Raw genomic sequence first — 14,709 nt, forward strand, 5'->3', positions numbered from 1 at the left:
CGCTCCTGTTGCTCCCGTTGCTCCTTTTAATCCGTCTAACTGCTCTTGTGTGAACTTGTCAAATGTGAAGGCTGCTCCTGTTGCTCCCGTTGCTCCTTTTAATCCGTCTAACTGTTCTTGTGTGAACTTGTCAAATGTGAATGATGCTCCAGTTGCTCCCGTTGCTCCTTTTAACGCTGCTATCTGATCTGGTGTTAAGTCTGCAAAAGTGAATGTGTCCCCTTTTGCCCCTGTAGCTCCAGTTGCTCCTTTTAAGCCGTCTAACTGTTCTTTTGTGAACTTGTCAAATGTGAATGACGCTCCTGTTGCTCCGGTAGCTCCTTTTAAGGCTGCTATCTGATCTGGTGTTAAGTCTGCAAAAGTGAATGTGTCCCCTTTTGCCCCTGTAGCTCCAGTTGCTCCTTTTAATCCGTCTAACTGTTCTTTTGTGAACTTGTCAAATGTGAATGACGCTCCTGTTGCTCCGGTAGCTCCTTTTAAGGCTGCTATCTGATCCGGTGTTAAGTCTGCAAAAGTGAATGTATCCCCTTTTGCTCCTGTAGCTCCAGTTGCTCCTTTTAAGCCGTCTAACTGTTCTTTTGTAAAGTCAGTATATGTGAATGATTTTCCGTCTGCTCCGCTTGCTCCTGTAGCTCCTTTTAATCCTGCTAAGAATTCTGTTAATGTTTTTCCATTATTACCGTCCTGTCCTTTCCATATATCATATGCTGATGCTCCAGCATCTCCTTTATCACCTTTTTCCCCTTTTACAGCTGTAGGAATCCATTGATCAGGATTTTTTGGATCTCTTACATAAATAATTCCTGTATTGTAATCAATATACATTTGGATAGTAGAATCTAGAGCAGGTGTCCCTGTTGCTCCTGGTACTCCTTTACCTCCAGCTATACCATTTTTACCATCAATACCATTTTTACCGTTTAATGGAACCCATTTGGTATTATCTTTTGGATCTCTTACATATACAATTCCAGTTGTATAATCAATATACATTTGAATTGTACCATCTAAGCCAGGCGCTCCAGTTGTACCCGGAGCTCCATTTCCTCCAGCTATACCATTTTTGCCATCAATTCCATTTTTACCGTTTAATGGAACCCATTTTGTATTATCTTTTGGATCTCTTACATATACAATTCCTGTTGTATAATCAATATACATTTGAATCGTAGCATCTAAACCAGGCGCTCCAGGTGTTCCAGGCGCTCCGTTACCTCCATTCATTCCATTTTTACCATCAATACCGTTTTTACCATTGATTGGAACCCAGTTTTTAGGATCTTTAGGATCTGTACCAGGTGTTAGAATATAAACTGTACCTGTTTCAGTATCAATATAAATTGTACTATCTTTGTTTATTCCGGCAGCCCCAGGTGTACCTGGCGCTCCTTTACCACCAATCATACCGTCTTTTCCGTTGTTTCCGGCTGCTCCGTCTTTTCCATTTAACGGAACCCATTTTGTATTATCTTTTGGATCTCTTACATATACAATACCTGTTGTATAATCAATATACATTTGGATTGTAGCATCTAAACCAGGCGTTCCAGGTGTTCCTGGTACTCCGTTTCCTCCATTCATTCCATTTTTACCATCAATACCGTTTTTTCCATTGATTGGAACCCAGTTTTTAGGATCTAATGGATCTGTACCAGGTGTTAGAATATAAACAGTTCCTGTTTTAGTATCAATATAAAATGTACTGTCTTTGTTTATTCCAGCAGCTCCAGATGTACCTGGCGCTCCTGTTCCACCAATTATCCCTTCTTTTCCATCTTTACCATTAATTGGTGTCCAAGTTCCAGTTGATGTCTGAACATAAACAATTCCTGACGTAGTATCAGTATAAATATTAATATCATCACCAGGATAAGTTGATGTTCCTTTTACCCCAGGAGGCACTGTACCCTCCTTAAGACCAACTTTTCCATCTTTTCCTGTTCCAGAACCTGCTTCACCAGAAACTGCTAATCTATTCCACTTGTTATTAAGCCAGAAATAGTAACCTGGTGTAACATCTCCAGTTGTTTTAGTATTGAAAACCAGTAAACTTTCAGTCTTATTACCTACAATTGGCGCATAAATAAGTGTACTTGTTAAACTAACCCTAGGTATTAAAATACCTCTGTTACTACCACCGTAAATTTCATCTGCTTTGTCTGTGGTCGTGATCTCTAATTGAGCTGATGCATTTGGCGTCTTAGTTCCAATACCAACCTGCGAACGGGCCGAGAAGGTAGCCAAAACAACAAATAAAGGGAGTAATCTATTTTTCATAACCTTTTAATTATTATGTGTTTAATTATTTTCTTAAGTCTTTAAAATTCAAACATCTAGATTTGAAGGTGCAAAGTTCTCTTGAAAATCAATTTATTTTTGCCCGTAAAAGTTTTTAAACTTATAGATTAAGGTATATATGAAAATAGAGAGTATTTTATAGGGAAGAATTCCTATATTTAAAAAGGCAGATACAAGTAATGGCGTTAGACAGAAACAAACTAAATACTTAATAAACAGCTAATTGATTTATAAAATTACAAAAAAAAAGAGAGAAAACTTACATTTTCTCTCTTACCGCTATTCTACTCTTTATACTCATATATAAAGAGTAAGTATCTATCTAAATTATGGCATTTTTTTTATGAATTGTAATTCTATTATTTAATTCCTTTTTTGAGGTTTTCAAAAGATTTATCCTCTGAAATTTTAATTTGATTTATAACTATTTGAGCTATTGTTTTGGCACCTACTAAAGAAAGATGTGTATCATCTGCCTTATCTTTATCATAATAGGCTTTTTCTCCTGCTTTAAAATGCAAATGCAGCTGTTTTGATTTTTCCGGGCCGTAAGATTGTTCTAATACTTCAGTATAATATTCTAAATCGATAAAAGGTACTTTGTATTCCTGCGCCACTAAACGGGTTTCTAAAGGATAATCGCCATGGGTAGGAACTAGTACTCCTTTTTCATTAAAGTTACGTCGGGCAATTGACGTTAACAAAATAGGGATTGCTCCTTTTTCCCTGCTTTCTTTTACAAAACGAATTAAGTTATATCTATATAACGTATGCGGGTTTGTATAACGGGTAGAATCTTCTATTTTTTCATCGTTATGCCCAAATTGTATAAAGACATAATCTCCTTTCTTTAGTTTTTTATAAATTGAATCCCAGCGTTTTTCGTTGATGAAACTTTTTGTGCTTCTTCCGTTTACAGCTTTGTTTACCACTACTATATCGTCTTTAAAAAAAGGCTGCAAAACCTGTGCCCAGCCATGCTCAGGGTTTCGTTCTGGGTCTTTTTTATTTGCCATTGTTGAGTCGCCTATAGTATATATAGTTGTTTTTTGTGCAAAACAAACTGAGGAAATTAGTAATAATATTAAGATGTGTTTTTTCATTTTTATTCTTTTATTTTTTATTACAATTGTCAGTCTGAGCGTAGTCGAAGACCTTTTACAGTACGAAAGTCCTTCGACTACGCTCAGGAAGACATGTCTTTACGGATGTTCTTTGCGTAGACGCACTGCTGTGCATCTCTACGGAAAATCTTTGCGTCTTTGCACCTTTGCACCTTTGTCCCTCAAAAAAGAACAAGATTAGTATTTACTTTTTACGCCTATCAACCCAAAGTAGACGCACTGCTGTGCGTCTCTACAGAAAACCTTTGTTCCTTTGAACCTCTGTAACTTTGCACCTAAAATAGACGCATGCTGTGCATCTCTACAAAAATCTTTGTTCCTCTGCGACTTTGTACCTCTGAACCTAAAAAATTATGGTTTCGAAACCGCCGTTGGCACAGTTGCTCTCTGTCCTATAAAAACGTCTGTCATCAAAACGTTGTCTGCATTTTCGTTTGAGAGGGCGTTTTTTGCTTCTTTAATTTCTATATTTTTTAATGAAATGTTTTTGATTTTTTTATCGGGGAAACCCTGAATTACAATTCCGGATTCTGATGCTTTATTGCATATAATATTTGAGAATGAAATGTTAGATATATCCGATTGATATCCTTTTCCTTCGCCATGATAATTGGCTGTAATATAAATACAATCTTCAACCTGATCTAATTGGATATTTCGAACAAAAATATTTTTGATAAAACCGCCTCTATCTGCATTTGTTTTTAGATAAATTCCTCTTTTTAAGTATCCGGTGGTTTTACAATTTTCTACAAAAATATTTTGGACTCCGGCCGACATTTCGCTGCCAATCACTACGCCGTGAAGCCCTTTAAAATTACAGTTTCTAATTATTATATTTTCGCTTGGCGTTGCCGTATTGGCCCTCCCTTCATGATCTCTGCCTGCTTTTATGGCAACGTTATCATCGCCATTATTAAAGGTTACATTTTCTATTAAAACATCTTTAGCATATTCAGTATCTATTCCGTCATTATTATGATTTAATGATTTATAGCTGATACCTCGAATGGTAATACTTTGCGATTTTAAAAGATGCAGACACCAAAACGGCGAATTTTCAATTCTCACATTTTCTACCAAAATATTTTTGCAATTCAAAAACTGAATCATCTGCGGACGCAGGAAATAACCTTCTCCAAATTTTCTGTCTTTCAACGGAATATTATTGTGGTTCATATCGCGGTTTAAATCTTTCCCTGAACCTTCTTTTGCTTTAAAGCTTTTCCATACTTTTCCTCCTTCTCCATCAATTGTTCCTTCTCCTGTTATGGCAATATTGACACATTCATTGGCATATATAAGCGGGCTGTAATTGTACAGCATGGTTCCTTCCCAGCTTGTTAAAACCATTGGAAGATAATCCTGCGGATTGTCACTAAATTTGATTTTTGCTCCTTTTTCTATTTTCAGGTTTACGTTGCTTACAAAATGAATTGGCCCGTTTATTTTGTAAATTCCTTTTGGGACAATAACAGTTCCGCCATTATTCTTTTTGCATAATGCCATCGCTTTATCAAAAACAGCTTTATTGTTTGTGATTGAATCTCCTTTTGCTCCTAATTTTAAGATATTTATCTGATAAGAAGGAAAAACAGGAAGCTGGATTCTGTTTATTATCGAATCGATTTTTGCTGTTGGAAAATCATTATTCTGGGCAAAAGTGGTGAAACTGATTAATAAGAGGATAAGATATTTCATTTTTTTTAAGGTTCTGAGGTTCTTAGATTTTAAGGTACAAAGGAGCAAAGGCTCAGAGGTTCAAAGGTTGGTTCTAATACTTAACATTTTCGTTCGTACGGACTTTGCTTCTTTGCTCCTTTGTACCTCTGAACCTTAATTAAAAATACCAATTCGGTACAGTATCTTTTAGAATATTTTCTATCGAATATTGATCTGCTTCTGATTTTGTGAGCTGATGTGACCATGTTACTCTTTTGGCTGGCTGAAATCCTTCTCCGTTGTTATTGTATTCGGCATAAAAGGCGTTTTTTTCTGCATCTGGTTTTGACCAGTTTTCCCAGCCTTCGGGTTTAATATGTTTTCCTAATTCGCAGTTTATGTAAACTGTTTTGGCATAAATACGCCATGGTCTTCCTAAATAAACGGCATTAGCAGAAGGTTCTGCTGTTAGTTTACAATTCTTAAAAACAAAACCGTATGCAGTACCTTGAGGAGTTGAAGCGGCTGTTACGTAGGAACTTTTAATACTGTGAATGACGCAGTTTTCGAACAATGCGGTTGCGCCTCCAAAAATAAAATCAGTTGTTCCCTCAATATAACAATCTTTAAAATATTGTTTGGCATTTTTTCCTGATAAATAAAGGGTGTCCTGATTTCCTAAAATAATACAGTTTGAAATTTTAGCCCGATTGCTTACGACTGATAGTGCAATCGCCTGACCTTTATCTCCGGAAGCATTTTGAATGGTTAAATTTGATGCCGAAAAATCGTCTCCTTCAACTAAAAGGGTTGAAGTATAAAAAGTGCTGTTGCGCCCTAAATTGATCTTCGAAAAATTGTCATCAAAAGTAATGATCGTGTTTTCTTTACTTTCACCCAATAAAATCAAATTGTTATTCCATTCCGGAATTCTAAGCTTTTCTTTATAGGTTCCGTTTTTTATAAAAATGGTCACTTTTTCATATGGAAAAGACGGACTTGCACAAATGGCATCTTGTATTTTTGTAAAGTCTCCGGAACCGTCCTGAGCAACAGTTAAAAAGTTAGCTTTTTTTTTCTCTGATGCTGTTTCCGAAACTTTTATTCCATTTTTAACTGCCCACGAATCGTATTTTTTCAAAACTTCTTTTGGTTCGTCTGTATACCAGGCATAACCATTTCTTCGTTCTGCGCCTATTTCATCTAATGCTTTCTTTTTAATTCCATCACGATCGCTAAAGAAAGGTTCGTTGTTGTCGAGCTCCATAAATCTTGCCCAGATTGGCGACGCATTTTGAACCGAAATCATCTTTTTGTCGATAATTTTTCCGGCATCATTTAAAACACGTTTCTCTTCCAGATTGGTAATTTTTGTTTTTTCAAACCAGATATTGGCACTTTTTACAGCAGTAATTATTTCTGAAGAAGGTTTTTGAATGGACATTAAAAGTAAAACAATTTTAGCCGATTCTTTTCCGCTAAGCGAAGGAAGTTCATACGCTCTGGCTTTTGCCGGAAGTAAAGTAACTTCATCATGCTGCGCACACCAAGCCGTTAAAACCCCGTTTTGTTTGTATTGTGTTTTTATAATACAGTCTATGCCTTTATTAAAAGCTGTTTTAGTTTTGGCCGCGATTTCTTTTGATGGTTTAATGCTGTAAAAATCAGTTTCTTCAGCAACTTCTTTCATCACATTTAAAATACGAACCATCGAATCGTCATTATATGTTATATGGGTGTAATATCCTTTTTTTAAGGGATAAAACTGAGGCCAGCCGCCGTTTGCATATTGTGCTTCCAGTAAATAATTTAAGCCTTTTAAAAAGGATTCTTTATAGCGTTCGTCTTTAACCTGCGCATACATTTTAGACATAAAAAGCATTTCCTGAGTAGTTGCTCCATTGTCTGTCGTGGTTTCTTTTGTGGTTTTCTTTATTTCAAGTAATTCTTTTTTCTGCGAAGAAGTCAGCTCATTCTGCATTTGAATGTTCTTTGGCCAGCCGCCAATACCTCTTTGATAAAGCAAAACATTTTCGGCAATCTTTTTTGCTTCTTCTGTTCCAAACCAGGACGCATCATTTTTACGAATAATATCCGGCCAGTTTTTATTTGTATTTTGAGCCTTAACTGCAAAACTAAAACCAACAATAAAAAGCAGTATTATTTTTTTTAACTGAATCATTTTATTTTCTTTTACGATAATTATCTGTATTTTTTTTTCACTTCAACGAAATCAAAAACTTAATTTTTACATTAAAAAAATTTAAAACTTAACGTTTTTGTAAGAAAAAACATTTAAACACTATTTTTAGCCGTTAATTTATATTCAAATGTATTGCGATATTAATTTTTTAAAATCTTTTATTATATCTCATTTATTGAGGTCATTTTTTCGCCTAAAAAATTATTTTTTTAGAATTTGATGCTTTTTCATTTTGTAATTCTAAACCAATCGACAGCAGTATTTCCTGAATCGTTTGTTATTTTTTCGCCTAAAGCAAAAAGTCCAATCTTGGCTCCAATCCATTTTCCTTCTTTCGAAATAAAGTCAGTTCCTATTGCCTGATAGTTTTTATCATCTAAACTGTAAAAGAAACTGCACACCCCGCCTTTCTTAATTTTAACCCTTAGATAAATAGTATTGTTAGAAATTAAAATAGGTTTTGTTTCTGTTTCTGAAACGGTTTTATTGAATGTTCCCGTTTTTTGATTTAAATATAATTTTCCTTCTACATTTTTAAAACACAAATAACTGTAATCTAATCCCATGATAATTAGTCCGGTCGATTCTCCATATAATCTTGTATTGAACGTTATTTTGGCTGTCGCCGAGAATTCTTCGGCAGGAAACTTTTGAAGCAGTAAATTTGGCGCATCAAATATCTTATTGTCTTTAATTGTTGTTACGCAAAACAAATTCAGATATCCCATACTGGTAGGAAATCCCCAATTGACTTGCGAATTGGCCTGCCACTGCCATTGCAAACCTAATTTTGGTTCATTAAATTCATCTGAAGTTACCGGATTTTCAATTGGATATTTTTTGCCAACATTTGGTTTTTTAAATGTTGCAACTGGTTCGCCTATTCCGTTTTTATCAAAATCCTGTCCCATAACCGGCCAGTCGTTTTCCCATTTCATAGGCTGTAAATGCACAATTCTTCCATAAGCGCCTTTATCCTGAAAATGAATAAACCAGTCTTCACCCGTTTGTGTCTGTACCCAAGCGCCCTGATGCGGACCGTTTATTTGGGTTGATCCCTGCTCTAAAACTTTTTTCTTTTCATAAGGCCCAAAAACATTTTTAGATCGTAAAATCGTCTGCCAGCCCGTAGGAACGCCGCCAGCAGGTGCAAAAATGTAATAGTAATTGTTTCGTTTGTAGAATTTTGGACCTTCAATTGTGCTTTCACTTTCATGTCCGTCAATCACCATAACCTCATCATTATTAGCAATTGTTCCTTCTGCATTCATCGTGCAGACTACCAATAAACTTTTAATCTGCGCGCGGCTTCCTGCAAAGGCATGTGCTAAATACACTTTTCCGTCATCATCCCAAAGCGGACTTGGATCAATCAACCCTTTTCCGGCTTTTACTAAAAGAGGTTCTGACCAAGGGCCTTCGGTTTTTTTAGCTTTTATCATGTAAATTCCGAAATCAGGATCTGGGTAATATATATAAAATTCGTTGTTATGATAGGTAATACTTGGCGCCCAAACTCCGTTTCCGTGCTGTACTTTATCATACGTTTCAAATGGCGGCTGTTTTGGCAGTGCATAACTTAAAATTTTCCAGTTTACCAAATCTTTAGAATGCAGAATCGGAAGCCCCGGAGTACAATTAAAAGACGATGCTGTCATATAAAAATCATCCCCAACCCTAACAACATCAGGATCTGAGTAATCAGCATGAATGATCGGATTGGTGTAAGTTCCGTCTCCATTATCCGGTGTCCAGACTTGTGCCGAATTTTTCTCAAAAGAAAAAACGGAAAGGAGAAGGAAAATGATTTTTATATTTTTCATTTTTATAATGATTAACTTTTTTAGTTAAACCCGACAGGTTTTAAAAACCTGTCGGGTTTCTATCTTGATTTGCAATTGGAGTTTCTTTGAGGAGTTTCTTTGCGATGCTTCGACTTCGCTCAGCAAGACAAAGCTGGGCGTCTTCACTATTTACTAATTACTATTCACTAATAACTCATAACTCACAATTAACAATTAATAATTAACTTCTATCTGTTTAACTCCAAAGCAGCCAAAATAAAAGGTCCGGTCGCTTTAGGATCATTATCTTTTTTCTTTTCGTTTACATAATATTCATAAGAACCATCACGATACGGGTTTCCTCCTAAACCTGCAACCTGACAGCAGTTTGTTAATGTGATACCGCCGTCTTCGTCTACTTTTTTAATTAAGATTTTAGTCAATCCGTCAAAAGCTTTATTGGCCAGTTTTTTATATTTTGCCGGTAAATATCCTTTGTTTGCTCCTTTTGCAAAAGCATAAGCAAACATTGCTGATCCCGAAGCTTCTAAATAATTTCCTTTTTCTCCGCCTTTATCTGTAACCTGATACCATAATCCAGATTTATCCTGATATTTAGCTAAAGCTGCAGAAACATTATTTAAATACTTTATTAACTCTGCTCTTTTTGGATGCTCTTTTGGCATATAATCCAGAACATCAACTAGAGCCATTACATACCATCCTAAAGCTCTGGACCAAAAGTTTGGAGAATTTCCTGTTTCTTTATTTGCCCAAGGCATTGCTTTGCTTTCGTCCCAGCCGTGGTATAATAATCCTGTTTTTGGATCGGTTGCATGAAGCTGAATCAACTCAAATTGTTTTGCGATATCGTCAAAACTTTTTCCGTTTTCAAATGTTGCTGTGTATTGTGCATAAAATGGTTCTCCCATATACAAACCGTCTAACCACATTTGGTTAGGATAAATTTGTTTGTGCCAAAATCCACCGCTTGCCGTACGAGGCTGTTCTGCTAGTTGCTTGCGAACTAACTGCATCGCTTTTAAATATTTATCCTGTTTTGATTCTGCATAAATATCAAAAAGTAAACGTCCGGGAACAACTAAATCGATATTGTATTTGTCAAATTCGTAGGTTTTAATGCTTCCGTCTTCCTGAACTAATTCATCTACATATCCTCTTATGTAAGCTTTGTAACGCGGATCTGGATTTTTCTTGTACAATTCTTCAATGGAATGTAAAACTAAGGCATGAACATAATCCCATTTTGGCTTTTTAGAATCGTCGAGCATATAACTTTCTGGGTGACGTTTCATTAAGGTTAAAGCCATTTTATCTGACCATTTCATGTCTTTAGAAATAATAATTTCTTTTTTTGCTGGTTCCTGCGAAATTGCGTTACAGCTTGTTAAAGCTATTGCGCAAACTAATAAAACTGACATAAAACTTTGTCTCCTAGTATTTTTCATTTCAAAATATATTTAAATTCTACTCTTTCTCTTTTATTTATTCAATTCGACTACACTTAATAAAAATGGTGCCAAAGCTGTCGAACTGTTATTTTTTGATTTACTCTTTGCATAATATTTATATGTTCATAAACTGATTCCAAACATTTATTTTTTGCCACAGATTAAATGGATTATTTGGATTATTCTATGCTTATTTTTAAACACATAGTCCCAATAGCTATCGGGATTGAACTTAATAAAAGGCGTTTCACTTGCATTAACAAACATAGTATGCTATGTGTAAGAAGCATGCTTCTTTTTATACTCTTTAAAACACAATAAAAACTATGTTTTCTATGTGTTAAATTATTCTCACGCAGATTTGCTTCGCCTGTTCACTATCGCTCGGGCAGCAGATCACGCAGATTTTTAATCTTTAATTTTTAATTTCAAAAATCTTTTTAATCCTTATAATCTGTGGCAAAAACAATCTACATCTTCCCTTTCTTATTCAAAACTTCTAATTGTGCATCTAAATATTTCACAAAATCTTCCTGCGATTTTATTCCGTTTTGTTCTTGTTCCCAAGCACCTAAAAGATAAAAAGAATTTGCTTTTGTTGTTGGTTTAAAAACTAATAAATAATCTAAATCTGTATCGGCGATATTTTCGATTGTGTTTACTTCATAAAAAATACCCAGTCCTAATTTGTCCGGAACCAAAGATTGTGTGCCATATGTTGCTATATAAGCCCATTTTTTGTTTTTGCTTTCTTTTTTAAGCAATTCTGTATTCTTTTGTTTTACAATTCCCGTACAGATTCCTTTAATTTCTTTAGATGCCTGAATCGTATGTTTTGTGTAAAGCTGATCTGGTTTTATGGCTAAAATTGAAGTAAAATCAATTTTATCAGAAGCTGTTTTCCATCCGTAATAATTCACTTTTACGCCCGATTCGTTATCTTTATTTACAACCGTTGCAATCGTAGAATCTACTTCGCGGAAATGTAGTTTTTCATTGTTTAAATAACGATCGATAGACCCAATTCCGATTGCTTTTCCGGCTTTTAGAATATCAGCTCCCCAATCGCTCATTTCATGATAGGAATCAAAATTATCCTGTCCGACTTTTGGTAAAATGATAGCCGGTGTTTTCTTTCCGAAAATATCAATTGCATTTCTCCAGTCTAAGTACAAACGGTAACCAATTCTGTTATTTTCCCAGCCCGGGCCTTCGTAACGAATATCAAAAGAATGATCTGTATGTTCCGGTGCCAGTTTTAGTCGGTCGACATTATTAAAAGTCGTTCCGCCAATGTATTTGCGTCCCTCCCAATGTCCGTCTGTTTTTGCTGAAATTTCAGCATACGTTTTAGCCGTTTTAATATCATATTTTTGAGCATTAACTGATGTAAAACCAATTAAGAATAAAGCTGCGGCTGTAATTTTTGTTTTCATTTTATGGTAAATTATTTGAATATCTTATTTAGAAATTGGACTGTGAAATTGGTTGTTTTATAAAACCAAGGTTCAAAAAACCAAAAAGAATGCGGTGAGTTTTCCAGTGTTTGAACTTCATTGTAAATTTTATACTGATTTAAAATCTTTATCATATCATCTCTCCCGGCATGAAACCTGGCAATACTGCTGTTTATAAACAATGTTGGCGGTGTCTTTTTATCAGTATGGCTTAAAGCCGAAGCATTTTTCCAATTCTCCTGTTTTTCTTCATATGAGCCTCCGAGCCAAAACGATGCCATTTCTCCTTCTGAAGATTCCGGATGCCTGAATGCCAAAACACCGTCTATATCAATAATTGCATTTACTTTTGAGGATGATTTACTTTGATTTGAAGCATCTTCAAAAGTTGGATTTTCATTTGTTGTACCAATCAAAGCTGCCATTTGCCCGCCCGAAGAACAGCCTAAAATTGCAATTTTGTCTGGATCTACTTTGAATTTCGCTGCATTATCTTTTATAAATTTAATTGCATTTTTTACATCATAAACTCCATATGGATATTTTGCTTCGAGTGATAATCTGTATTCTATTGTAAAACAGGAATAACCGTAAGAAGCAATTTCTTCTGCCAAAGCGTTCATCTGAGTTTTATTTCCAGATCTCCAGCCTCCGCCATGAATCATAATAACGGCAGGATTTTGCTTTTTTGTGTTGTAAACAAAAGCATCAAAATGTAAAGCTCTTTCGTTCTCTTTAAAGTAAATTATATCCTTATTTTGAATCAGATTTTTATGCTTTTCTATAACCGGAATTGTAATTGACGGATACTTTTTTATCAATTTAGCATACGTGCTTTTTACCGTGTACGACGTGTCGACAGGGTAAGTCTGCTGTGCGTTTATCGCACCCGAAAGCAAGAATAAAATCAATATTATTTTTCGCATTACAATCCTTTTACTTTTTAGTCAGAAAGGAGTTCGACACTTGGGTCAAACTCCTCTTTAACTTCTTCAAAAAAACAAATAGTCTCAAAAAACTAACAAATTACTAATAACCAGGATTCTGAGGAAAATCTTTATTTTGGTTTAAATCCAATGCCACTTGCGGAATTGGTCTTAAAATTTTAAGCTGTCCGCCAACACCAACAAAATTAGCAGCCTTAATTTTATAATTATGAGCCGATGCTCTTGCAACTAATGTTCCCGTACGTTTTAAATCAAACCAACGCTTATATTCTCCTAACAATTCTCTACCTCTTTCATCTAAAATATAATCGATGTTGAATTCTCCCACTGTCGCATTGGCAACTCCAGCTCTTCTTCTCACTTCGTTTAAACGGTCTAAACCTGTTCCCGGCTGTCCGGCTTTCAAATAGGCTTCGGCAGCAATTAAATACGTTTCTCCCAATCTTGAAACAATAATATCTCTTGTACTTACAGGCCCTGTACTTGAAGGCGTTGTAGGATCCGGATCATCAAACTTCTTAACCGGAATTGTATAACAGTCTAAATTTTTAATTAAAGTATGCGCCGCAGAATATTCACCCCAGGGATGGTACACAAACGTTGCCGATTTTCTAGCTGCATTTGCTGTTTCCCAAGCTGTTCTGTCTGCAGGTGTAAACCATTTTGGTTCGTAAAAATGTCTCACTTTTAATGAAGCCGGATTTGTGCTTCTGTAATATGGATAATACAACACATTTTTTGTAACCCCGTTTGTAGTTTCAGGTCCTTCTAAGATTTCGGTCATAAAAGTTCCTTCCCATCTTTTATCTCCTTTTTCATAAAGACCTAAAGCGTAATCAGTTGGACATAAATTATAACTTCTTAAAGGCGCACCCGTTTCTGCTCCGCCTAAATACGAACTGAAATAGTAAAACTGGTTATTACCCAATTTTGTTGGGTCTGTACTTGTTGAAGCTTTATCATATTGTACAGAGAAAATAGTTTCTGCATTTAAATCGTTTCCGGGTTTAAATAACTGATCGAAAGCAAGTGCCAAAGTTTGTCCGCCAATTGCTGCATCTGCGTAAGCTGCTGCTTTTGCAAAATCATCGGCTTTGCCAAAAGTTTCATATCCTCTCGTTAAATATACTTTTGCTAATAAATCATTTACCGCTCTTTTGTTTACTTTTCCGGTTGTGCTGTAAGAGTTTGTTCCTACGCTTGCCAAAGCTGTATCTAAATCTGAAATAATCTGTGTATATACTTCTTCTGCCGTATTTCTGTGAAAAGATAAAACCGGTGTTGTAATATTTTCATTTACAATTGGAACGCCACCATAAGTCTGAACCAACAAGAAATAAGCTTGTGCTCTCAAAAATTTAGCTTCGCCTACTAAAGTGTTCAAATTAGCCGTTTGCTCTGTTATTGCCGAATAATAAACCGCTTTATTTACAGATTGAATTAATTGATAACAAGGCGTATACAAATCTGCAACATTGTCTGAAGAAGGTATTAAAAGTGTATACTGACTTAAACCTGCAGGTTCCGGCGTTCTTCCTTCGGCATACATATCAGTCCCTGATTCAAATAACCAAGGGTTTCCTCCATAAATGCTTTTAAGCCATGCATAATTGGTATTAATCAATAACTGATATCCTGATGCGGTTTTATAAGTGGCATCGGCAGGAACATTCGAAAGACTTTCTTCTTCTATATAATTACTGCATGAATTTAAAACCATGGCAGCAATTCCTAATATTATTATTATTTTTTTCATTTGATA

The 14,709-nt window shown here is 35.4% G+C and carries 9 protein-coding genes; all 9 read right to left on the reverse strand.

The window, feature by feature from the left end; translation table 11 throughout:
- Positions 1-2,277 (reverse strand): collagen-like domain-containing protein (locus BUE10_RS19770; RefSeq protein WP_159439074.1); only part of this gene is annotated, 2,277 nt, incomplete at its 3' end.
- Between the two features lie 380 nt (positions 2,278-2,657).
- The gene (locus tag BUE10_RS19775; protein WP_073488052.1) at positions 2,658-3,401 is read right to left on the reverse strand and encodes a rhamnogalacturonan acetylesterase; all 744 of its coding nucleotides are present in this window, start codon (positions 3,399-3,401) and stop codon (positions 2,658-2,660) included.
- 372 nt (positions 3,402-3,773) lie between these two features.
- Positions 3,774-5,123 carry a glycoside hydrolase family 28 protein gene (locus BUE10_RS19780; protein WP_073488134.1) on the reverse strand — a complete coding sequence of 450 codons (1,350 nt, stop codon included), beginning with the start codon at positions 5,121-5,123 and terminating at the stop codon, positions 3,774-3,776.
- A gap of 139 nt (positions 5,124-5,262) precedes the next feature.
- Positions 5,263-7,266, reverse strand: coding sequence for a pectate lyase (gene pelA, locus BUE10_RS19785; protein WP_073488165.1), 2,004 nt, complete (start codon positions 7,264-7,266; stop codon positions 5,263-5,265).
- Positions 7,267-7,514: 248 nt separating this feature from the next.
- A complete protein-coding gene (locus BUE10_RS19790; RefSeq protein WP_073488168.1) occupies positions 7,515-9,110 on the reverse strand; it encodes a glycoside hydrolase family 43 protein in 1,596 nt (531 codons plus the stop codon).
- Between the two features lie 209 nt (positions 9,111-9,319).
- Positions 9,320-10,540 carry a glycoside hydrolase family 88/105 protein gene (locus BUE10_RS19795; RefSeq protein ID WP_073488169.1) on the reverse strand — a complete coding sequence of 407 codons (1,221 nt, stop codon included), beginning with the start codon at positions 10,538-10,540 and terminating at the stop codon, positions 9,320-9,322.
- A 473-nt stretch (positions 10,541-11,013) separates the two neighbouring features.
- On the reverse strand, positions 11,014-11,979 hold the full coding sequence (locus tag BUE10_RS19800; RefSeq protein WP_073488171.1) for a DUF4861 family protein: 966 nt from the start codon (positions 11,977-11,979) through the stop codon (positions 11,014-11,016).
- A gap of 11 nt (positions 11,980-11,990) precedes the next feature.
- Positions 11,991-12,926 (reverse strand): alpha/beta hydrolase, encoded by a 936-nt coding sequence (locus BUE10_RS19805; protein ID WP_073488174.1) that lies wholly within the window; start codon positions 12,924-12,926, stop codon positions 11,991-11,993.
- A 103-nt stretch (positions 12,927-13,029) separates the two neighbouring features.
- The gene (locus tag BUE10_RS19810; protein WP_073488177.1) at positions 13,030-14,703 is read right to left on the reverse strand and encodes a RagB/SusD family nutrient uptake outer membrane protein; all 1,674 of its coding nucleotides are present in this window, start codon (positions 14,701-14,703) and stop codon (positions 13,030-13,032) included.
- Between the last annotated feature and the right edge of the window lie 6 nt (positions 14,704-14,709).

Origin of the sequence: Flavobacterium sp. CF108 (assembly GCF_900129795.1) — a bacterium.
Classification (GTDB): Bacteria; Bacteroidota; Bacteroidia; order Flavobacteriales; family Flavobacteriaceae; genus Flavobacterium.

Bases quoted from the DNA above. Each gene is read 5' to 3' on its own strand.
- BUE10_RS19775 (WP_073488052.1), bottom strand. From the start codon at position 3,401: ATGAAAAAACACATCTTAATATTATTACTAATTTCCTCAGTTTGTTTT.
- BUE10_RS19780 (WP_073488134.1), bottom strand. From the start codon at position 5,123: ATGAAATATCTTATCCTCTTATTAATCAGTTTCACCACTTTTGCCCAG.
- pelA (WP_073488165.1), bottom strand. From the start codon at position 7,266: ATGATTCAGTTAAAAAAAATAATACTGCTTTTTATTGTTGGTTTTAGT.
- BUE10_RS19790 (WP_073488168.1), bottom strand. From the start codon at position 9,110: ATGAAAAATATAAAAATCATTTTCCTTCTCCTTTCCGTTTTTTCTTTT.
- BUE10_RS19795 (WP_073488169.1), bottom strand. From the start codon at position 10,540: ATGAAAAATACTAGGAGACAAAGTTTTATGTCAGTTTTATTAGTTTGC.
- BUE10_RS19800 (WP_073488171.1), bottom strand. From the start codon at position 11,979: ATGAAAACAAAAATTACAGCCGCAGCTTTATTCTTAATTGGTTTTACA.
- BUE10_RS19805 (WP_073488174.1), bottom strand. From the start codon at position 12,926: ATGCGAAAAATAATATTGATTTTATTCTTGCTTTCGGGTGCGATAAAC.
- BUE10_RS19810 (WP_073488177.1), bottom strand. From the start codon at position 14,703: ATGAAAAAAATAATAATAATATTAGGAATTGCTGCCATGGTTTTAAAT.